Below are 20,792 nucleotides of genomic sequence, written 5' to 3' on the forward strand. Positions count from 1 at the left end.
TGAGGAAAACGGGCGGATTACGCTAGAATCTTGGGGTTGTCAGCCCCCGCTTCAAGCCAAGAAGAGCGCGGCCGGGCCTGCCAGCCTCCAGCGCAGTACGGAGCATTCTACGCCTTCCGTTTTTCACATAGCCGACCACGAGATTCCAAATGAGTTTGTTTTCTGCCGTCGAGATGGCCCCGCGCGACCCGATCCTGGGCCTCAACGAAGCCTTCAATGCCGACACCCGCGCGACCAAGGTCAACCTGGGCGTTGGCGTGTACTTCACCGACGAAGGGAAAATCCCCCTGCTGCGCGCCGTCCAGGAGGCAGAAAAAGCCCGTCTGACCACCGCCACCCCGCGCGGCTACCTGCCGATCGAAGGCATTGCGGCCTATGACCAGGCGGTGCAGACGCTGCTGTTCGGCAAGGAATCGCCGCTGATCACGGAAGGCCGCGTGGTGACGGCCCAGGCACTTGGCGGCACCGGCGCGCTGAAGATCGGCGCCGACTTCCTGAAGCGCCTGTACCCGGACGCCAAGGTCGCCATCAGCGACCCGAGCTGGGAAAACCACCGCGCACTGTTCGAATCCGCCGGCTTCCCGGTGGTCAACTACGCCTACTACGACGCCCCCAGCCACGGCCTGAACTTCGCCGGCATGGTGGAATCGCTGAAGTCGTTCCCGGCCAACACCATCGTCGTGCTGCACGCCTGCTGCCACAACCCGACCGGCGTCGACCTGTCGCCCGAGCAGTGGCAGCAGGTGGTGCAACTGGTCAAGGAGCGCAACCTGATCCCGTTCCTGGACATGGCCTACCAGGGCTTTGCCGACGGCATCGATGCCGATGGCGCCGCGGTGCGCCTGTTCGCGGACTCCGGCCTGCCGTTCTTCGTGTCGAGCTCGTTCTCGAAGAGCTTCTCGCTGTACGGCGAGCGCGTCGGCGCGCTGTCGATCGTCACCACCAGCAAGGAAGAGGCGCAGCGCGTGATGTCGCAGGTCAAGCGCGTGATCCGCACCAACTACTCCAACCCGCCCACCCACGGCGGCACCGTGGTCGCGACTGTGCTGAACAGCCCGGAACTGCGCGCCATGTGGGAAGAAGAACTGGCCGAAATGCGCGACCGCATCAAGCTGATGCGCCACGCGCTGGTCGACAAGCTGGCCGCCAAGGGCGTGCCGGGCGACTTCTCCTTCGTCAAGGCCCAGCGCGGCATGTTCTCGTACTCGGGCCTGACCTCGGCCCAGGTGGACCGCCTGCGCAATGAGCACGGCATCTACGCCGTGGGCACCGGCCGCATCTGCGTGGCGGCCCTGAACAGCCGCAACATCGATGCGGTGGTCGACGCGATCGCGGCCGTGATGTAACACCGTTGCCAGTTGCCGCGCCGCAACGACGGCAACTGGCGTCGGCATCACAAAACCATAGAAAAAAAGCGGCTTCGGCCGCTTTTTGCATTTGTTTGCGATGTTGTAGGACGTTGTCACCGAAAAATCAGGCCAATGCCTTATTGTGTTCCGCGCATAGGGAAGTACTTTAAGGTATATGCTGCAAAGCAAGATCGTTAGCACGGTCGTTCGATTCAGGCATAATCGGCGCCACTCGATCCCAGGTGTATTGTCAGTACATTGTTACTTGGTGGTACGCATCCTCAGTAAGACCAGGCAGAAACGGCATGCTCTATCAATTGCATGAGTTCCAGCGCTCGATCCTGCACCCGCTGACCGCGTGGGCCCAGGCGACCGCCAAGACCTTCACCAACCCCCTCAGCCCGATGTCGCTGGTACCTGGCGCGCCCCGCCTGGCCGCCGGCTACGAACTGCTGTACCGGCTTGGCAAGGAATACGAAAAACCGGCGTTCGATATCAAGTCGGTGCGCTCCAACGGCCGCGACATCCCCATCGTCGAACAGACCGTGCTGGAAAAGCCCTTCTGCAAGCTGCTGCGCTTCAAGCGCTATGCCGACGATCCCGAAACCATCAAGCTGCTCAAGGACGAGCCCGTGGTGCTGGTGGCGGCGCCGCTGTCGGGCCACCATGCCACGCTGCTGCGCGACACCGTGCGCACGCTGCTGCAGGACCACAAGGTCTACGTCACCGACTGGATCGACGCGCGCATGGTGCCGGTCGAGGAAGGCGTCTTCCACCTGTCGGACTACATCTACTACATCCAGGAATTCATCCGCCATATCGGCGCCGAGAACCTGCACGTGATCTCGGTGTGCCAGCCCACGGTACCGGTGCTGGCGGCGATTTCGCTGATGGCGTCCGCCGGCGAGAAGACGCCGCGCACCATGACCATGATGGGCGGCCCGATCGACGCCCGCAAAAGCCCGACCGCGGTCAACTCGCTGGCGACCAACAAGTCCTACGAGTGGTTCGAGAACAACGTCATCTACACCGTGCCGGCCAACTACCCCGGCCACGGCCGCCGCGTCTACCCGGGCTTCCTGCAGCATGCCGGCTTCGTCGCGATGAACCCGGACCGGCACCTGTCCTCGCACTATGACTACTACCTGAGCCTGGTCGAGGGCGATGCCGACGACGCCGAGGCGCACGTGCGCTTCTACGATGAATACAACGCGGTGCTCGACATGGCCGCCGAGTATTACCTCGACACCATCCGCGAGGTGTTCCAGGAATTCCGCCTGGCCAACGGCACCTGGGCCATCGACGGCAAGCCCGTGCGCCCACAGGACATCAAGAGCACGGCGCTGATGACCATCGAGGGCGAGCTCGACGACATCTCCGGCGCGGGCCAGACCGCCGCCGCGCACGACCTGTGCGCCGGCATCCCGAAAAACCGCAAGCAGCACCTGAACGCCGAGCGTTGCGGCCATTACGGGATCTTTTCGGGGCGGCGCTGGCGCGAGGACATCTACCCGCTGCTGCGCGACTTTATCCGCAAGTACCACCAGGCCCCGATGGCGGTGGCCAGCAAGTAAAAAAACGCCCGCGCAAGCGGGCGTTTCTGTCTGGGCAGCGTCGCCGGCGCCTCAGGGCTTCCTCAGATAGCTCAGCAGCATGTCCGTGTGCAGTTCGGCGAAGCGCTCGTGCTCCTGCTGCGACGCCACGTCGCGGCCGATCACGGCGCTGATGGTGTAGCGGTTCGACAGCACGTAGTAGCCCAGCGCGGAAATCGTCAGGTAGAACTGGGGCACGTCGATATGGTCGCGGAACAGCCCCCGCTGCTGGCCGCGCCGGATCACGTCGGCGAGCACGTCGACCACCGGGTTGATCAGCTGCTGCAACTGCGCGGATTTCTTCAGGTGCCGCGCCTCGTGCAGGTTCTCGCTGTTGACCAGGCGGATGAACTCGGGGTGCTCGTAGTACCAGTCCCAGACGAAGCGGGCCAGCGTGCGCACACCCTCGACCGGGTCTTCGTCGACCAGGTGCAGTTGCTCTTCGGCGGCGCGGAAGTTCGCGTATTGCTTCTCGAGCACCGCCAGGAACAGGCCCTCCTTGCTGCCGTAGTAGTAATACAGCATGCGTTCGTTGGTTTCCGCGCGCCGGGCAATCTGGTCGACGCGGGCGCCGGCCAGACCGCCCTTGGCGAATTCCTCGGTGGCCGCAGCGAGGATGCGTCGGCGCGTCCCTTCCGGGTCGCGTTTGGTCTTGGGCTCTGTTGACATGAGATGTGGTGGATCGTTGCGCGGATTATGGCACAGGCCGGATTGCGGCAATCCGGCCGCGCGACGCGGATCATCGCCGTTTCTGTCCGCCGGCGAAATCGGGGATAATCCTTGCGGCGCGAAAACCGCAGGGTCCGCAGAGACCCCGGTGCCGCAGGGGCCGCCAGCACATTGTCCGCCCCGGAAGGGCCGCCGTTATGTCGCCAACCGCTCACAGCGTCGCGCAAATATCGTGCTTTGCCCGTGGCTGCGCCGCGCTGGCGCGGCTGCCGGTGCGGCTGCCGGCGGGCTATTTTGACCCTGCTCTTGTCCCCTGAATTGCTGTCCGTTGCCGTGAATCCAGCCGTCAAGTCCCTCGCCGACCGTCTCGAGGCGCTGCTGCCGCAGACCCAGTGCACCAAGTGCGGCTTCAGCGGCTGCCGCCCTTATGCCGAGGCCATGGCCAGCGGCGCAGCCTCCTGCAACCGTTGTCCGCCCGGCGGCGCGCAGGGGATCCTGCGCCTGGCTGCGCTGCTCGGCACCGAACCCCTGCCGCTCGACCCGGAGCGCGGCAGCGAGCAGCCGCGCGCCGTCGCCCGCATCGACGAGAGCCTGTGCATCGGCTGCACGCTCTGCATCCAGGCCTGCCCGGTCGACGCCATCGCCGGCGCCGCCAAGCAGATGCATACCGTGATCCCCGAGTTGTGCACCGGTTGCGACCTGTGCGTGCCGCCCTGCCCGGTAGACTGCATCGACATGATCCCCGTCACCGGCACGCGCACCGGCTGGGAGGCGTGGTCGCAGGCGCAGGCCGATGCCGCGCAGGCGCGCTACCTCGCGCGCAACGCGCGGCTGGTGCGCGAGCGCGAGGAAAACGATGCGCGCCTGGCCGCCAAGGCCGCCGCCAAGCTCGCCGCGGTGCAGGCCGAAGCGCCCGGGAACGACGCCGAGCGCGCCGCGCAGGAACGCAAGCGCGCCATCATCCAGGCCGCGATCGAACGCGCACGGCAGAAGCAGCAGGCCGCGCGGCCACGCAATACCGACAACGTGTCGGCCGCGGTGCAGGCGCAGATCGATGCCGCGGAAGCGCGGCGCGCACGCGCCGGGCTGACGCCGCGGCAGGACGATCCCCAGGACCCGGCCAACGACCCGAAGAAAGAATCATGAACGCTGCCAAGTGCCGTGCCATCTTCGAGACGCTGCGCGAAGTCAATCCGGCCCCGACCACGGAACTGGAGTACAGCTCGCCGTTCGAGCTGCTGATCGCCGTGCTGCTGTCGGCGCAGGCCACCGACGTGGGCGTGAACAAGGCCACGCGCCGGCTGTTCCCTGTCGCGCATACCCCGCGGCAGATGCTGGAGCTGGGCGAAGCCGGCCTGAGCGAGTACATCAAGACCATCGGCCTCTACAAGACCAAGGCCAGGCATGTGATCGAGACCTGCCGCATCCTGGTCGAGCGCCATGGCGGCAAGGTGCCGGCGCAGCGTGAAGCGCTGGAAGCGCTGCCCGGCGTGGGGCGCAAGACCGCCAACGTGGTGCTCAACACCGCGTTCGGCCAACCGACCATCGCGGTCGACACGCACATCTTCCGGGTCTCCAACCGTACCGGCCTGGCGCCGGGCAAGAACGTCGACATCGTCGAGCAGAAGCTGCTCAAGTGCGTGCCGCATGAATTCCTGCACGATGCGCATCACTGGCTGATCCTGCACGGCCGCTACGTGTGCAAGGCGCGCAAGCCGGAATGCTGGCACTGCGCGATCGAAACGCTGTGCGAGTTCAGGGAGAAAACCCCGGCGCCACAGCTGTAGCCGCGGCCGGCTCGGGCGCAGGCTTGGGCTCGTGTGCCAGCACCAGCGCCAACTGCAGCGCGGTGCGCGCGACCACGTCGACTTCGGGACTGTAGCCGTGGCGGATCCAGCGCACCGCAAGGTGGACCACGCCGCCCGCCACGCCCGCCGTCAGCAGCGGGTTACGCTCGCGCCCCGGCGGCAGCAGCGCCTGCGCCAGCAGCCCGCCAAATTCATCCAGCGAATCGGCCAGCGCGCCGTCAACCAGCTTGCTGACGCCACGGATTTCCACCAGGAACACCCGCGCCGAGCGCGGTTCCCGCTGCAGCGCGCCGAAATAGGCGCGCAACATCGCCAGCGCCCGTTGCGCGCCGTCGTGGCCGGCGGCCTCGCCCGCCTGCACCAGGGTGTGCAGCAGGCGGTGCGTCACCGTTTGAAACGATGCCAGCAGCAAGGCCTCGCTGTTGGCGAATGACTCGTAGAAATAGCGTTCGGTCAGGCCCGCGGCCTCGCACACGGCCTTGACGGTGGCGTTCTGGTAACCGCGCTCGCCGTAGACCTGCACGGCCGCGGCAATCAGTTGCGCGCGGCGCTGGGCACGGCGCTCTTCGGCTTCGGCGCCGCGATAGCGGCGCGCGGGAGTCAACTCGGGGGTCATGCGCGCCATTATGACATTCCCTATGGTCAGAAAACTTGCCGGATCGCTTCTGACAATCTATGTTGTCAGAAGTGTCACTGACCGGATGCCCCCATGCGCGATGCCAGTTCCGATGACGCAGTTCTCGATGTGCTGATCGTGGGCGCGGGCCTGTCCGGCATCGGAGCGGCGCGCCAGCTGCAACGGCGCTGCCCCGGCAAGCGCTACGCCATCCTCGAGGCGCGCGACGCCATCGGCGGCACCTGGGACCTGTTCCGCTACCCCGGCATCCGCTCGGACTCGGACATGTACACGCTGGGCTACCGCTTCAAGCCCTGGCGCGGCGCCAAGGCCATCGCCGACGGCCCCTCGATCCGCGCCTATATCGGCGAGACCGCCGCGGAAGCCGGCATCACGCGCCAGATCCGCTTCGGCCACCGCGTGGTCAGCGCGGCGTGGGACAGCGCCGACGCGTGCTGGACCGTCGAAGCCGAACGCGGCGCCGACCGCAGCCGGGTGCGGCTGCGCGCGCGCCTGCTCTATGTCTGCGCTGGCTATTACAGCTATGCCGAGGCTCATCGTCCTGCGTTCGACGGCGAGGACCGTTTTCGCGGCCGCATCGTGCATCCGCAATTCTGGGACGAGTCGCTCGACTACGCCGGTAAGCGCGTGGTGGTGATCGGCAGCGGCGCCACCGCGGTCACGCTGGTGCCGGCGATGGCTGCCAGCGCGGCGCACGTGACCATGCTGCAGCGCTCGCCTACCTATATCGTGACGCGCCCCGGCGAAGACGCCATGGCGCGCGCGCTGCGCCGCATGCTGCCGGAGCGGCTGGCCTACGCCGCCACGCGCTGGAAGAACGTGCTGCTCGGCATGACCTTCTTCCAGCTGGCGCGGCGCCGGCCGGAACGCGTCAAGGCGCGCCTGGTGGGCATGGCGGCGGCGCAGCTGCCGTCGGGTTTCGACGTGGCGACGCATTTCACGCCGCGCTACAAGCCCTGGGACCAGCGCCTGTGCCTGGTGCCCGACGGCGACCTGTTCCGCGCCCTGCGCGAGGGCCGCGCCTCGGTGGTGACCGACACCATCGAGCGCTTCACCGAAGCCGGCATCGAGCTGGCCAGCGGCAAGTCGCTGGACGCGGATATCGTGGTGACGGCCACCGGGCTGAAGCTGAACATGCTGGGCGACATTGCGCTCAGCGTCGACGGCCAGCCGCGCCGCCCCGCCGAATGCCTGGCCTACAAGGGCATGATGCTCAGCGACGTGCCCAACCTGGTGCTGGCGTTCGGCTACACCAACGCCTCATGGACGCTCAAGGCAGACCTGACGGCCGAGTACGTCTGCCGCCTGCTGCGCCACATGGACCGCCATGGCCACCGCATCGCGGTGCCGCGCGCGCCCGCCGCGGTGCAGCCGACGCCGTTCCTGGACTTCACCTCGGGCTATGTGCAGCGCGCCGCCGGCGTGCTGCCGCGCCAGGGCGACCGCAAGCCGTGGCGCGTGCACCAGAACTACCTGAAAGACCTGCTGACGATCCGACACGGCCGCATCGCCGACGGCGTGCTGCAGTTCGGCGCGCCGCCGGCGCGACGCGAGCCGCGTAACGCGCAGGAGGCAATGGGCGCCAGCACGGTCGCTGCGGTCGCCGCCAGTGAGGTGCAGCCATGACCGTGGCGCTCATCGCACTGGCCGTGCTGCTGGCGTTGCTGCTGTCCGGCGCCGCGCTATGGCTGTACACGTGGCGCACCGCCCGCCGCATCGAAGCCGCGATGCCGCCGCCGGGCCGCTTTATCGACGTGCCCGGCGCGCGCCTGCATGTGGTGGAGCGCGGGCAAGGCCCGGTGCTGCTGCTGGTGCACGGCCTGTCGGGCCAGCTCGAGAACTTCGGCTACGGCATGATCGCGCCGCTGGCGGAGAGCTTCCGCGTCATCGCCGTCGACCGCCCCGGCGCGGGCCATTCCACGCGCACGCCCGGCAGCGCCGCCGACCTGCCCGCCCAGGCCGATGCGCTCGCCGCGCTGTGCGACCGGCTTGGCCTGGACCAGCCGTTGGTGGTGGGCCATTCGCTGGGCGGCGCGATTGCGCTGGCGCTGGCGATCCGGCATCCGGAACGCGTCGGCGGCCTGGCGCTGATCGCGCCGCTGACGCATCCGCCCAGGGAGATCTCGCCGGTGTTCCGGGCCATGACCGTGCCGCGCGCATGGCAACGCCGGCTGCTGGCCTGGACCCTGGTGGTGCCGATGTCGATCCGCCATCGCGCCGAGGTCATGGACATCGTGTTCGGCCCCGACCCGGTGCCGGACGACTTCCCGACCCGCGGCGGCGGCCTGCTGGCCCTGCGCCCGCGCCATTTCCTGGCGGCATCCGAGGACCTGAACGGCGCCGCGCACAGCCTGCCGGCGCTGCTGCGCCACTACGGCACGCTGCGCGTGCCGGTCAGCGTGCTGTACGGCCGCGACGACCGCATCCTCGACTTCGCCGAGCATGGCGAAGCGCTGGTGGCCAAGGTGCCGGGTGCCACGCTGACCCTGGTCGGCGGCGGGCATATGCTGCCGGTGACCGCCATCGACACCAGCGTCGATTTCGTGCGCGCCGCCGCCGCGCGCATGCAGGTGTCCGCGCCGCGGCCGCCTCAATTTGCCTGATCCCGGGAGACCGCCCATGACCACCACGACGGGTTCCAACCCCTACAAGCAGGATGTCTTTGCCGCGTTGCGCGCCGTGCGCAAGCTGATGGCGGACGGCAACGACACCGAGCAGGTATTCCGCATCATGCGCGCGCTCAACGGCCCGTCGATGCCGCGCAACTTCAGCCGCCTGCTGGCCACGCACGACGGGCGCCGCATGGTCTACCAGCGCATCGAACTGGCCGAGCGCCTGTCCGATCCCGCTTACGTGGCCGGCTTCGCGCCGGGCACGGTCGGCGCTGCCTATCGCGCCTTCCTCGAACAGACCGGATACAGTGCGGACGGGCTTGCCAAGGTGTCGAACCTGGACCAGGAGCCGGTGCTCGAAGACGCCTACCTGTGGTTTGGCCGGCGCACGCGCGACATCCACGACATCTGGCATGTGCTGACCGGCTACCGCGCCGACGAAAGCCTGGGCGAAGCCGCGCTGGTGGCGTTCAGCTATGCGCAGACCGGCGGCAAGGGCTGGGCCTTCATCGCCATCGCGGCGTCGCTGAAGAGCCTGCGCGTGACCGGCAGCCTGGCCTTTGCGCGCGCCGTGCTCGAGGGCTACCGGCTGGGCCGCCGCGCCGGCTGGCTGCTGGGCGAGGATTACGAGAAGCTGCTGCACGAACCGATCGACGCGGCGCGCGCGCGACTCGGGATCTGCGAGCCGCGCCGCTACCTGGCCTGCAATCCGCTGCAGCAATGGACCGCCTGATCGACGCGCCAGCCTAACCTCCAAAAAAAAGCGACCCGCGGGTCGCTTTTTCTTTCGCCGGCGCCGGGCGCGCTCAGACGATGCGACAGGCTTCGTCGAACGACAGGCGCGGGCCGCGCGGATACAGCTTGTCGGCCACGCCATAGCCCAGATTGCACAGGAAGTTGACCTGCCAATTGCCGTCCGGGAAGAACGCCGCGTTGACCTTGTCGGCGTCGAAGCCGCCCATCGGGCCGCAGTCCAGGCCCAGCGCGCGCGCCGCGAGGATAAAGTAGCCGCCCTGCAGCGAGCTGTTCATCAGCGCATCGCGCGCGATCTTGGCGTCGTTGCCGGCGTACCAGGAGCGGGCATCGGCGTGCGGGAACAGCTTGGGCAACTGGTCGTGGAAGGCGGTGTCGAAGGCGATGATCGCGGTCACCGGGGCCGAGCGGGTCTTGTCGACGTTGCCGGCCGAGACGCAGTCCACCAGGCGCGCCTTTTCGGCGGCGCTCTTGACGAACACGATGCGCGCGGGGCTGCTGTTGGCAGCGGTCGGGCCGAACTTCATCGCTTCATAGATCTGGTGCAGCACGGCATCGTCCACATGGCGGTCCTGCCACACGTTGTGCGTGCGGGCTTCGGTGAACAGTTGCGCCAGCGCGGCGTGGTCGATCTGGGACATGCGCGTCCTTTCCGTACGGGAGGTGAGAGAAGGCGCGATTGTACCCAAGCGCCGGCGCGCTTCACGACAGCGCCTTTGAGCAACCCGTTCAATTCCCTTGCATGTCGGCGCGCGCTGGCGCCGGCGCGCTGCCGCGGCGGGTCAGCCACAGCACCCCCGCCAGGATCAGGCCCCCGCCGAGCGCCTGCGCCGCGCCGATCTGCTCGCCCAGCAGCAGGGCCGCCAGCACCACGGTGACCACTGGCTCCAGCGTCGACAGCATCGACGCCTGCGCCGCGCCCAGCCGCTGCAGCCCGGCAAAGAAGGTCAGGATCGCCAGCACGGTCGACAGCAGCGCGATCCCCGCCAGCGCCAGCCAGCCGCCGGCATCGGCCGGAAACTGCGGCGGCGTGCCTGCGCCGGCGCGCAGCACGCCGACGGCGCCGTAGACCAGCGCCGCCGCGGTGCAGATCACGGTGGTGGTGGCGATCGGGTTGACGCCGGCGGTCAGGCGCGCGCCGACGATGATGTAGACAGAATAGATCACCGCCGCCGCCAGCCCCAGCGCAATCCCCAGCGGCGAGCCCGCGCCGCCGCCGACCGTCAGCCCGGCGCCCACCGAGCACAGCACCAGCGCCACCACCGCGGCGGTGGTCAGCCGCTCTTTCAGGAAGATGGCGGCGAGGATGGTCACGAACAGCGGGTACAGGTACAGCAGCAGCGCCACCAGGCTGGCCTGCGCATGGTTGAGCGCGCTGAAGAAGCAGAACGACTGGCCGACATAGCCGATGCCCCCCATCGCCGCCAGCGCCAGCACGCGCCGCCACGGCGGCAGCGCGATACCGCGCGTGCGCATCACCCACGCCAGCGCCGCCGCGGCCAGCAGGAAGCGCACCAGCAGCAGCCCGTACACGTCCGCGCCGGCGGCGTAGGCAAAGCGCGCGAAGATGGCCATGGCGCCGAAGGCGCTTGCCGAGACCGCGATCAGCAGCACGCCGGCCAGCTTGTCGCGGGCTGCGGTCGGGGCGGTGGGGGCGGATGCGGTCATCGTGCAGGCAGGGGTCGGCGATCCCGCATTCTACTTGGCGCCATCGCGGCAAGCGCCGGCAAGGGCAGGCCCCGTCGTCTACAATGGCGCCACCATGTTCAATCCCTCACGAGAAGAAGTCCGCCGGTTCTTCTGCGATGCCTGGCAGAAGCAGATCGCAGGCGGCGTGCTGACCCCGCTGGAAGCCATCGCCGTCGACTGGATCGGCGAGCACCCCGAGTACCACGAGTTGCTGCGCGACACCGAAGGTGCGCTGGCGCACGACTATACCCCCGAGCAAGGCCAGACCAATCCCTTCCTGCACCTGGCGATGCACCTGTCGATCTCGGAACAGGTCTCGGTCGACCAGCCGCGCGGCATCCGCCAGGCCTACGAGGCGCTGGCGCGCCGGCTCGATTCCCCGCACGAAGCCCAGCACCAGGTGATGGAATGCCTGGGCGAAATGCTGTGGCAGTCACAGCGCACCGGCCAGCCGCCGGACGGCGACCACTACGTCGACTGCGTCAAGCGCCGCGCCAACCGCTGACAGCGCCCCACCGGTACGCCAAAAAAAGTGCAGCGTACAATTCCTCACAAGCCGTCGCGGGCATGCGTGATAGGCTTTGTCTCCGAGTTTTCCCTAGTTACGTTGCCATCACCCGGCAACGTCGCGCATCTTCATGCCCCCTACTGCCTTTTTCTCGCGGCAGCGCCTGGCGCCAGCCAGCCGTGCCGTCGCCCCGCTCTGCCTGTCGCTGATGCTGGCCTGGCCGCTGACCGGCCATGCCGGCGTGGCGCTGCTGCAGCCGCCTCGCGTGATCGACGGCAACCAGCCGCTGACGCTGACCCTGGTGGTGTCGGCCGATAACACCACGCGCCGCTACCGTATTCCCGACACACTCGAAGTGACCGCCTCCGGCGAGATGCAGGCGCCGGTGCGGCTGGTGCTGTGGCGCGAAGTCTCCGGCCCCGCCGTGGTCAACCTGCGCCGTGGCGAGCATCGCGCCATCCGCTACACGGTGGCGCTGCCGCCGGCGCTGCGCGGCCAGGTGCGGCTGGATGCCACCGGCATCGACGCTGCGCCGGTGCTGGTCACGCTGAACCGGCTGCCGCAGCCGGGCGAGGCGGCCACGTCGACGCCGCCGGTGGCCAGCCAGGTGCCGGCCACCGTGGACAGCCCTGAACCCGCCGACAGCGCGCCCGTCCCGGTGACGGGGATCACCACGGCCGCGGCCACGGCCCCCGCCCCGGCCGACCTGCGCGACAGCGCCCGGCTATCGTTCCACGACCCGATGTACTTCATGGTCGGCGCGCACGGTGGCGCCAACGCCAAGTTCCAGTTCAGCTTCAAGTACCGCATCTTCGAGGGCGAGGATCCTGCGTCGAAGCGCCTGTTCGATAACCTCTACTTCAGCTACACCCAGTTCTCGCTGTGGGACCTGAACGAAGATTCGGCGCCGTTCCGCGACACCAATTACCGGCCCAGCCTGTTCTACTACCTGTCGGATACCGGCGTACGCAACAGCGTGATCAGCCGGATGTCGCTGGCCACCGGCCTGGAGCATGAATCCAACGGCCGCAACGGCGTGGAATCGCGCAGCATCAACACGGTGTTCGTCAAGCCGACCTTCTATTTCGGCGACCAGAACGACTGGCACTGGCGCGTGGCGCCCAAGCTCTACGCCTATGTGGAAAAGGCCGACAACCCGGACATCGCCCACTACCGTGGCTTCATGGATCTGGGCATCGCCTATGGGCGGCCGGACTCATGGGAGTTCTCGGCGACGCTGCGCAAGGGCACGCGCAAGTGGTATGGCAGCGTCGACGCGCAGCTGACCTACCCGATGGCGCGGCTGATCCCCGGCACGGCCGGCTACCTGATGGCGGGATATTTTGTCGGCTATGGCGAGAGCCTGCTCGACTATAACCACAAGCTGCCGTGGCAGTTCCGCATCGGCTACGCGCTGACGCGCTGAAGCCAGGCCTGCGTTAGCCCGCCAGCGGCTTGCCGCTGGCCTTCAGGCGGGCATTGGCGACGGCCGCGGCAAACTGCCCGTGGCCGTGCCAGCCGGTGGCGCGGCCCAGCTTCTTGCCGTTCTTAAAGAACATGAACACCGGAATGCCGTGCAGGCCGAAGCGCCGTCCCAGCTGCGGGTGCGCATAGACGTTGGCATGCAGCCAGTGCAGTTCCAGCGCGCGCACCGGTCCGGGATTGGCCAGCATGGCCTTCTTGGCCATTTCGCAGTTGAAGCAGTCCACGCCCCAGAAGAACACGCACACCAGCGCGTCTCCGGCGGCGGCGATGGCGGCGTCGATGGTGGCGTCGTCGACCTCGCGCATGGCAAAGGCATCAAAGGCGCGGTGGTCGAGATGCGGGGCCGCGGACGGGTCCGGCGCGTCGGCTTGCGGTTCGGTGCTCATGGTTCGCTCCTGATGCGCTTCGCCCCGGATGAGGCGCGCTCCCAATGACGAACGCCCGGGCCGGCAGGCACCGGGCGTCGGGCCGTGACGGCAGGGCCGGCGGCTTACTTCGGCGCCGCGACCGTGACCAGGGCCGGGCGCAGCACGCGGTCGGCAATGGTGTAGCCGCGCTGCAGCACGGTGACCACGGTATTGGGCTCCTGGTCCGCCGGCACCATCGAGATGGCCTGGTGGCGGTGCGGGTCGAACTTCTCGCCCACCGGATTGAGTTCGACGATCTTGCCGCGCTCGAAGGCGGCGGCCAGCTGGCGCGCGGTCAGTTCCACGCCTTCGCGCAGCTTGGCGATATCGCCGGAGCCGTCGGCCAGCGCGGCCTGCAGGCTGTCCATGACCGGCAGCAGGTTGTCGGCAAAGTTCTCGATGGCGAACTTGTGCGCCTTGGCGACATCGTCCTGCGCCCGCCGGCGGATGTTCTCGCCTTCGGCAACGGCGCGCATGTACAGGTCGTAATGCTCGCTGGCCTTGGCTTCCAGGGCGGCCAGCTGGGCCGCCACGTCGTCCACGGCGGTAGCCGCAGTTTCGGGCGCGCCGGTCTCCGGGCTGGCGGTGGCGGTGCTGGCCGCCTCATCGCCCGCAGGCGTCGCAGTCTGGTTGGATGGCGTCTGCTTCTGGTCTTCCATGTCGATCCGTATCAATGCAGTGTCGCGGCCCGCCGTGGGGCTGGCCGCGGGTGGTAAATCGGCGTGTGTCCGATGCAGGTGGTGGCAGCTCGCCGCATTTCAAGAGTGGCGCCGGCGCGACGCCGAAACACACGGTTACAAAGCCTGGCCTGCTGCAATCGACGCCTTATTGCTTTGCGCCGATGCCCTCACTAAGATTCTTAGTAAGAAAAATGACAAAAATGTCGAGGGCCCAGGAGATGGTTCATTTTTGTGCCGCTTCCGAAAGGTTGGCCATGCATAAGCTACCAGTCGTGACGCTGTGCCTCGTGGCCGCACTGGCGGTCATGACCGCCTTTATCTGCCTGTCCGGCGCCTTTACCCCGCGCGATACGGAGTATGGCAGCGGCAAGGCGGTGTTCAAGCACTACATCGTTCCCTTCGTCAGCCAGGACGTCGCGCAGGAATAAGCTGCCCCACCTGGCGATCCATCGCGCGGCGGCACCGGCAACGGTGCCGCCGCGCTGCCATCTCAGCCGTTGAAGTCGTCGATGCGGCGGCGGTCGCGCTTGGTCGGGCGCCCCTGGATCTGCGCAGAGGGTTCGGGCTGCAGGCGCCGGCGCTCAGCGTCGGCGGCCCGGCGCGACTGACTCTCGGCACTTTCCTGGTACAGCGTCTGCGCCACCGGCGCCGGCCCGCGCGCCGCGGCGATGCCCTTCACTTCGAACTCCCAGCGCTGCTGGTGTGCCTCCAGCGCAACCTTGTCGCCGGGCTTGACCTCGCGCGAGTTCTTGCACAGCTGGCCGTTGACGGTCACCTTGCCGCGCTCCACGGCTTCGGCCGCGAGCGAGCGGGTCTTGAAGAAGCGCGCGCACCACAGCCATTTGTCGATGCGCTGGCGCGCATCCGCCTCGAAATCCACGTTCATGCCGCCGCTCCCCGCGCTTGCGCACGCGTGCGCCGCGCTTCCAGTTCATGCGCATGCGGCGTGGCCAGCGGCCAGCCCTGCAGGTGCTGCAGCGCGATCTCCGCCATCGCCGCGACCCACGGCGCGGCATCGTTCATGCACGGAATGAAATGGAATTCCTTGCCGCCCGCGACCTTGAACTCAGTCTGGCCTTCCATGGCGATTTCTTCCAGCGTTTCGATGCAGTCCGCCGGAAAGCCAGGGCAGAACACATCGACGCGCCCGGCGCCGACCTTGCCCAGCTCCGCCAGCGTCGGCGCCGTATAGGGCTGCAGCCACTCGGCCTTGCCGAAGCGCGACTGGAACGTCACCTGGTACTGGCCCGGCTGCAGGCCCAGCGCCTCGCCCAGCAGGCGGCCGGTCTTCAGGCACTCGCAGTGGTAGGGATCGCCCAGTTCCAGCGTGCGCCGCGGCACGCCGTGGAACGACAGGATCAGCTTGTCGCCCTGGCCGAAATCCGGCATGCCGTGCCGGCTCCAGTAGGTCGCGACCTGCTGCTGCAGCGCCGAGATATACGCGGGATGGTCATGGAAATGCTTGACCAGCCGCAGCTCGGGCTGGTTGCGCCACTGGCCCAGCGCCCGGAACACCTCGTCGAAGGCGGTGGCCGTGGTGGTGCCCGAGTATTGCGGATACATCGGCAGCACCAGCACCTGCTCGCAGCCCTGGCGGCGCAGCGCTTCCATCACCGAGGCGATCGACGGGTTGCCGTAGCGCATCGCGCACGCCACCGTCACGTCGTGGCCGTTCTGGTGCAGCAGCCGCTGCAGCGCGTGCGCCTGGCGCTCGCTGTAGACCAGCAGCGGCGAGCCCGTCATATGGGCCTCGCGCAGCCAGATCGATTCGTATTTGAGCGCCGACGCACGCGAGCGCAGCGGCAGGATCACGCCGTACAGCAGCGGCAGCCAGGCCGCGCGCGGGATTTCCACTACGCGCGGATCGGACAGGAACTCCCTCAGGTAGCGCCCTACCGCTTTCGGCGTGGGAGCATCGGGTGTGCCCAGGTTGACCAGCAGGATCGCCGTGCGTGGCGCCTGGCCGTGCTGGTAGGCCGGTTCGGGAGAAAACGTCATGTCGCTTCCGGGATGGCGCGATGCCGGGATGGGACGGGCGCGGCGCAGCGGCGCCGGGCTCGCGCGGCGGGACTGGCGCCGTCGTTCAGACCGGAACGCCGGACCACTAGTTCTGGCTCAGCGCGCTCGACAGCAACCGCGCGGTAATGTCGACGATCGGGATCACACGCTCGTAGGCCATGCGGGTGGGGCCGATCACCCCTAGTGTGCCGACGATCTGCCCGTCGACCTCGTACGGCGCGGTGATCACCGCCATGTCTTCGATCGGCACCAGCCGGCTTTCGCCGCCGATAAAGATCTGCACGCCCTGCGCATGGCTGGACACGTCCAGCAGCTGCAGCAGGCTGGTCTTGTGCTCGAACACGTCGAACAGGCGCCGCAGCTTGTCCATGCTCGAGGCCAGGTCGTCGACTTCGAGCAGCTTGCGCTCGCCGCTGATATAGACGTGGTCGTCGTCCTCGTCCTCGGCGGCGCTGCCGGCCTCGACCGCGGCCTGCATCAGCTGCGACATGTCGCGGCGCAGGTCCTGCAGCTCCAGCCGCAGGTGGCTGCGCACGGTGTCGAAGCTCATGCCGGCATAGTGCGAGTTGAAGAAATTGGCAGCCTCGATCAGCTGCGCCGGCGTGTAGGGGAGTTCGGTCTGGATGATGCGGTTCTGCACGTCGCCCTCGGGGCTGACGATGATCAGCAGGATGCGCTTGTCCGACAGCCGCATGAACTCGATCTGCCGGAACGCCTGCGCGCGTCGCGGCGTCATCACCACGCCGGCAAAGTGCGACAGGTTCGAGAGCGTGCGCGCGGCCGCGGTAATCATGCGCTGCGGCCCCAGCTGCTGGCCGCCCAGCTGGTCCTGGATCTGCCCGGTCAGCTCGGCCAGGTCGGCGTTGCGCTCGAGCGGCTTGGCGGTCAGCATCGAGTCGACGAACAGCCGGTAGCCGCGCGGCGTCGGGATGCGGCCGGCCGAGGTGTGCGGGCTGGCGATAAAACCCATTTCCTCGAGATCGGACATCACATTGCGTATCGTCGCCGGCGACAGGTCCAGCCCCGAGTACTTGGACAGGGTGCGGGAACCGACCGGCTGGCCTTCGGCAATGTAGCGCTCGATCAGGGTCTTGAGCAGCGTTTTGGAACGTTCATCCATGATGCCCCGATTTTACGCAAGTTTTGGACCTTCTGGCGGACCGGCCCGATGTGCCGCGGGATGGGCCGCCAGCGCCTGCTGACAACCGTCACGGCGGTATGGTCTAATCCCGGCATGTCCGCCCCAGCCAAAGCCAGCGCCGTGCGCACTCCATTCAAGACCGTCGCCCTGGTGGGCAGGTACTCCACCGCCGGCATCGAAGGGCCGCTGGAAGAGATCGCCTCCTATATCCTGCGCAACGGCCAGGATGTGGTGTTCGAGCGCGAGACCGCGCTGGCCACCGGGCTGACCGCCTACCCCGCCCTGTCCGCCGAAGAGATCGGCACGCAGGCCGACGTGGCCGTGGTGCTGGGCGGCGACGGCACGCTGCTGGGCATTGCGCGCCAGCTCGCCGGCTATGACGTGCCCCTGATCGGCGTGAACCACGGGCGGCTCGGCTTCATGACCGATATTGCGCTGGAAGACGCGCACACCGTGCTGCCCGACATGCTCGACGGCCGCTACGAGTCCGAGACCCGGCTGCTGCTGGCCTCGCGCGTGGTGCGCGACGACATGGACATCTTCTCGGCGCTGGCGCTGAACGACGTGGTGGTGAACCGCTCGGGCATCTCCGGCATGGTCGAGCTGGCGGTTTCGGTCGACGGCCACTTCATGTACAACCAGCGTTCCGACGGCCTGATCGTGTCGACCGCCACTGGCTCCACTGCCTACGCGCTGTCGGCCGGCGGGCCGATCCTGCATCCCACGCTGTCGGGCGTGGTGCTGGTACCGATCGCCCCGCACGCGCTGTCGAACCGGCCGATCGTGTTGCCGCACGACGCCGAGGTCACGATCGAAGTGGCGAGCGCGCGCGACGCCAGCGTCAACTTCGACATGCAGTCCCTGACCTCGCTGCTGCCGGGCGACCGCATCGTGGTGCGGCGCTCGCAGAAGACCATCAACCTGCTGCACCCGGTGGGCTACAACTACTACGCCACGCTGCGCAAGAAGCTGCACTGGCACGAATACCCGTCCGAAGACAACCGCCTCTGAGCGCCATCCAGCCGCCCCTCAGCCCGAGCCCGACCCTTCATCGGACCGACCACCCTTCCCCGCCACGATGCTGCGCAGCCTGTCCATCCGTGATTTCGTCATCGTCGACACCCTCGACCTGGACTTCGCCTCCGGCTTTACCGTCTTCACCGGCGAGACCGGCGCCGGCAAGTCGATCCTGATCGATGCCCTGGCGCTGGTGCTGGGCGAGCGCGCCGATGCCGGCGTGGTGCGCGAAGGCGCGCCGCGCGCCAGCGTCAGCGCCACCTTCTCGACCCATCCCGCGCTCGATGCGTGGCTGGCCGAGCGCGAGCTCAACAGCGAAGAAGACGGCGGCGTGCCGACCGTGCTGCTGCGCCGTACGGTCGATGCCGGCGGCCGCAGCAAGGCCTTTATCAACGGCGCCGCCGCGACCCTGGCACAGCTGCGCGAAGTGGGCGACCAGCTGGTCGACATCCATGGCCAGCACGCGCATCAGCAACTGCTGCGCCCGGATGCGCAGCGGCTGCTGTTCGACGCCCACGCCGGCCTGACGCAGCAGGCCGCCGCGGTGGCCGAGGCCTGGCGCGCCTGGCGTGCCTGCGTGCGCCAGCGCGAAGCGGTCGAGCACCAGTCGCGCGAGATGCAGCTCGAGCGCGAACGGCTCGAATGGCAGGTGGGGGAACTGGACAAGCTCAACCCGCAGCCGGGCGAATGGGACGAGATCCAGTCCGAGTACAACCGGCTCTCGCACGCCGCCGGCCTGATCGACGGCAGCCGCGCCGCGCTCGAGGCGCTGTCCGAGGCCGACGGCTCGGTGCTGTCGGCGCTCAATAGCATCGTGCACCGGCTGCAGCAGCTCGCCGATGTCGACGCCGCGCTGCGCGACGTGCTGGCCGCACTCGAGCCGGCGCAGGTGCAGGCCGAGGAAGCCGCGCATTCGCTGACGCGCTATGTCGACCGGCTCGAGCTCGATCCCGAGCGGCTGCAGGCTGTGGAAGAGCGCATGCAGGCGCTGCACGCCACCGCGCGCAAATACCGCCTGCCGCCCGAGCAGCTCGCCGATGAACTGGTCGCGCGCCGCCAGCAGCTCGACGACCTGCAGGCCGCGCAGGACCTGAACAAGGTGATGGCGCGCGAGGCCGCGGCCAAGGCCGCCTACCTGACGCTGGCGCAGCATCTCAGCCATGCTCGCCAGCAAGCCGCGCAGGCGCTGTCCGGCGCGGTCACCGACGCCATGCAGGGCCTGTCGATGGCGGGCGGCAGCTTTGTCGCGGCGCTCAATGCGCTCGACGAAGGCCAGAGCTACGGCCTCGAGCAGGTCGAGTTCCTGGTTGCCGGCCACGCCGGCGTCAGCGCGCGCCCGCTCGCCCGGGTAGCCTCCGGCGGCGAACTGGCGCGCATCAGCCTGGCGATCTCGGTGATCACCAGCGAAGCCTCGCCCACGCCCACGCTGATCTTCGACGAGGTCGACACCGGCATCGGCGGCGCGGTCGCCGAGGTGGTGGGCCGGCGCCTGCAGGAACTCGGCTGCGCGCGCCAGGTGCTGTGCGTGACCCACCTGCCGCAAGTGGCGGCGCAGGCCGGCACCCATCTGCTGGTCAGCAAGGAAACCACGGCCGAGGCCGACGCTTCGGTGACGCGCTCGCGCATCCGCGTGCTCGACCCGGCCGGACGCGTGGTCGAGACCGCGCGCATGCTGGGCGGCGCCACCGTCACCGCCACGACGCTGCAACATGCCGAAGAGATGCTGGCGCAGGGCATGGCCGACAGCGGCGCCGGCCAGTCCGCGCGCGCGGGCAAGGACGGCAAGCGCGGCCGCCGCGCCGCCGCCGCCGGCTAAGGTTCGCGCCACATTGAGCGGCCTTGCGTGGCACCGCGCCAATTTATTTATCGACAGGAGCTTTCCCCATGACCCGCCCAGCGCCGCCCACCGACCACCGCCCGCGCGCCTCGCTGCGCGCTGTGCTGGCCATTGCCACCGCCGCCTCGGCCGCACTGCTGGCGCTGTCCGCCTGCCAGGCCCAGCACAAGGCTTCGGCGCCGCCGCCGGGCAGCATCAGCGATGACCGCGCGCTTGGCGACATCATGGTCCGCTTCAAGCCGCCCGCGGTGGACTTGTCCGAAGACGCCGGCAAGCTGCTGGCAGAGATCAAGGGTCCGATCCGCTACGTGGTCAAGCGGCCGATGTCGGGCGGAGTCTGGCTGGTCACGGCGATCTCGCCATCGGCCGACGACACCCTCGACCAGGCCGTCGACACGCTGCGCGCCACGCCGCGCATCGAGACCGCCGAACCCGACCGGCTGCTCAAGCCCAGCCGCAATATTCCCACCAGCCGCGACATGCCCGCGCGCTGAGGCGGAGCTGACCCGTACGGAATGCGGCATTAACGAACGGGGACGAAAACAACACCGCCCTTGCACAACCCGGCTGGATCGTATTCGCTACATAA

General features: G+C 68.3%; 22 protein-coding genes. 13 read left to right on the forward strand and 9 right to left on the reverse strand.

Annotated features, from left to right (window positions below):
- Positions 1-149: 149 nt before the first annotated feature.
- On the forward strand, positions 150-1,346 hold the full coding sequence (locus MKD50_RS13650; RefSeq protein ID WP_115706493.1) for an amino acid aminotransferase: 1,197 nt from the start codon (positions 150-152) through the stop codon (positions 1,344-1,346).
- A 308-nt stretch (positions 1,347-1,654) separates the two neighbouring features.
- Entirely contained in the window at positions 1,655-2,923 is a 1,269-nt protein-coding gene (locus MKD50_RS13655; protein WP_252667338.1) for a polyhydroxyalkanoate depolymerase, read from the forward strand.
- A gap of 51 nt (positions 2,924-2,974) precedes the next feature.
- On the opposite strand, the gene MKD50_RS13660 is transcribed toward MKD50_RS13655, so the two are convergent.
- Entirely contained in the window at positions 2,975-3,610 is a 636-nt protein-coding gene (locus MKD50_RS13660; RefSeq protein WP_252667339.1) for a TetR/AcrR family transcriptional regulator, read from the reverse strand.
- A gap of 306 nt (positions 3,611-3,916) precedes the next feature.
- On the opposite strand from MKD50_RS13660, the gene rsxB reads away from it, so the two are divergent.
- Positions 3,917-4,756 carry an electron transport complex subunit RsxB gene (gene rsxB / locus MKD50_RS13665; protein ID WP_256503728.1) on the forward strand — a complete coding sequence of 280 codons (840 nt, stop codon included), beginning with the start codon at positions 3,917-3,919 and terminating at the stop codon, positions 4,754-4,756.
- On the forward strand, positions 4,753-5,397 hold the full coding sequence (gene nth / locus MKD50_RS13670; RefSeq protein ID WP_115706490.1) for an endonuclease III: 645 nt from the start codon (positions 4,753-4,755) through the stop codon (positions 5,395-5,397). Before rsxB ends, nth begins: the two co-directional genes overlap by 4 nt.
- Here nth and MKD50_RS13675 read toward each other — a convergent pair.
- The gene (locus MKD50_RS13675) at positions 5,366-6,043 is read right to left on the reverse strand and encodes a TetR/AcrR family transcriptional regulator (protein WP_252667341.1); all 678 of its coding nucleotides are present in this window, start codon (positions 6,041-6,043) and stop codon (positions 5,366-5,368) included. The genes nth and MKD50_RS13675 overlap by 32 nt on opposite strands.
- 84 nt (positions 6,044-6,127) lie before the next feature.
- Here MKD50_RS13675 and MKD50_RS13680 point away from each other — a divergent pair, with 84 nt between their 5' ends.
- From MKD50_RS13680 to MKD50_RS13690, 3 genes are read left to right on the forward strand one after another with little or no spacing between them, the layout of a single operon-like run.
- Complete coding sequence (locus MKD50_RS13680; RefSeq protein WP_240074069.1) at positions 6,128-7,681, forward strand: flavin-containing monooxygenase; 1,554 nt, start codon at positions 6,128-6,130, stop codon at positions 7,679-7,681.
- On the forward strand, positions 7,678-8,658 hold the full coding sequence (locus tag MKD50_RS13685) for an alpha/beta fold hydrolase (protein WP_252667342.1): 981 nt from the start codon (positions 7,678-7,680) through the stop codon (positions 8,656-8,658). The genes MKD50_RS13680 and MKD50_RS13685 overlap by 4 nt, the downstream gene beginning before the upstream one ends.
- A 16-nt stretch (positions 8,659-8,674) precedes the next feature.
- Complete coding sequence (locus MKD50_RS13690; RefSeq protein ID WP_252667343.1) at positions 8,675-9,400, forward strand: Coq4 family protein; 726 nt, start codon at positions 8,675-8,677, stop codon at positions 9,398-9,400.
- 73 nt (positions 9,401-9,473) lie between these two features.
- Here the strand turns inward: MKD50_RS13690 and MKD50_RS13695 are convergent, their stop codons facing one another.
- The gene (locus tag MKD50_RS13695) at positions 9,474-10,061 is read right to left on the reverse strand and encodes a malonic semialdehyde reductase (RefSeq protein ID WP_252667344.1); all 588 of its coding nucleotides are present in this window, start codon (positions 10,059-10,061) and stop codon (positions 9,474-9,476) included.
- Between the two features lie 88 nt (positions 10,062-10,149).
- Positions 10,150-11,088, reverse strand: coding sequence for a DMT family transporter (locus MKD50_RS13700; protein ID WP_115706485.1), 939 nt, complete (start codon positions 11,086-11,088; stop codon positions 10,150-10,152).
- Positions 11,089-11,182: 94 nt separating this feature from the next.
- Here MKD50_RS13700 and MKD50_RS13705 point away from each other — a divergent pair, with 94 nt between their 5' ends.
- Positions 11,183-11,614, forward strand: a complete 432-nt coding sequence (locus tag MKD50_RS13705; RefSeq protein ID WP_252667345.1) for a DUF1841 family protein — start codon at positions 11,183-11,185, stop codon at positions 11,612-11,614.
- Positions 11,615-11,747: 133 nt separating this feature from the next.
- Complete coding sequence (locus MKD50_RS13710; RefSeq protein ID WP_115706483.1) at positions 11,748-13,043, forward strand: phospholipase A; 1,296 nt, start codon at positions 11,748-11,750, stop codon at positions 13,041-13,043.
- A 13-nt stretch (positions 13,044-13,056) separates the two neighbouring features.
- On the opposite strand, the gene MKD50_RS13715 is transcribed toward MKD50_RS13710, so the two are convergent.
- Together MKD50_RS13715 and grpE are read right to left on the reverse strand one after the other, a co-directional pair.
- Positions 13,057-13,488, reverse strand: a complete 432-nt coding sequence (locus MKD50_RS13715; RefSeq protein WP_240074057.1) for a thioredoxin family protein — start codon at positions 13,486-13,488, stop codon at positions 13,057-13,059.
- Positions 13,489-13,592: 104 nt separating this feature from the next.
- Positions 13,593-14,168 carry a nucleotide exchange factor GrpE gene (grpE, locus tag MKD50_RS13720; protein WP_240074055.1) on the reverse strand — a complete coding sequence of 192 codons (576 nt, stop codon included), beginning with the start codon at positions 14,166-14,168 and terminating at the stop codon, positions 13,593-13,595.
- A 275-nt stretch (positions 14,169-14,443) separates the two neighbouring features.
- Between grpE and MKD50_RS13725 the strand changes: the two genes are divergently transcribed.
- Positions 14,444-14,617: a hypothetical protein gene (locus MKD50_RS13725; protein ID WP_172582621.1), complete on the forward strand. Its 174-nt coding sequence runs from the start codon at positions 14,444-14,446 to the stop codon at positions 14,615-14,617.
- A 62-nt stretch (positions 14,618-14,679) separates the two neighbouring features.
- Here the strand turns inward: MKD50_RS13725 and MKD50_RS13730 are convergent, their stop codons facing one another.
- The 3 genes from MKD50_RS13730 to hrcA form a co-directional block, all read right to left on the reverse strand.
- A complete protein-coding gene (locus MKD50_RS13730) occupies positions 14,680-15,075 on the reverse strand; it encodes an RNA-binding S4 domain-containing protein (protein WP_252667346.1) in 396 nt (131 codons plus the stop codon).
- Positions 15,072-16,187, reverse strand: coding sequence for a ferrochelatase (gene hemH / locus MKD50_RS13735; RefSeq protein WP_252667347.1), 1,116 nt, complete (start codon positions 16,185-16,187; stop codon positions 15,072-15,074). The genes MKD50_RS13730 and hemH overlap by 4 nt, the downstream gene beginning before the upstream one ends.
- A gap of 106 nt (positions 16,188-16,293) precedes the next feature.
- Entirely contained in the window at positions 16,294-17,328 is a 1,035-nt protein-coding gene (hrcA, locus tag MKD50_RS13740; RefSeq protein ID WP_115706478.1) for a heat-inducible transcriptional repressor HrcA, read from the reverse strand.
- 114 nt (positions 17,329-17,442) lie between these two features.
- Between hrcA and MKD50_RS13745 the strand changes: the two genes are divergently transcribed.
- The 3 genes from MKD50_RS13745 (at position 17,443) to MKD50_RS13755 (ending at position 20,697) form a co-directional block, all read left to right on the forward strand.
- Positions 17,443-18,360, forward strand: coding sequence for an NAD kinase (locus MKD50_RS13745; RefSeq protein WP_018006940.1), 918 nt, complete (start codon positions 17,443-17,445; stop codon positions 18,358-18,360).
- Positions 18,361-18,427: 67 nt separating this feature from the next.
- A complete protein-coding gene (gene recN, locus MKD50_RS13750; protein WP_252667348.1) occupies positions 18,428-20,182 on the forward strand; it encodes a DNA repair protein RecN in 1,755 nt (584 codons plus the stop codon).
- 68 nt (positions 20,183-20,250) lie between these two features.
- Entirely contained in the window at positions 20,251-20,697 is a 447-nt protein-coding gene (locus MKD50_RS13755; protein WP_252667349.1) for a hypothetical protein, read from the forward strand.
- The last annotated feature ends 95 nt before the right edge of the window (positions 20,698-20,792 follow it).

This window comes from Cupriavidus mimosae, assembly GCF_023952485.1.
Taxonomy (GTDB): Bacteria; Pseudomonadota; Gammaproteobacteria; order Burkholderiales; family Burkholderiaceae; genus Cupriavidus; species Cupriavidus taiwanensis_C.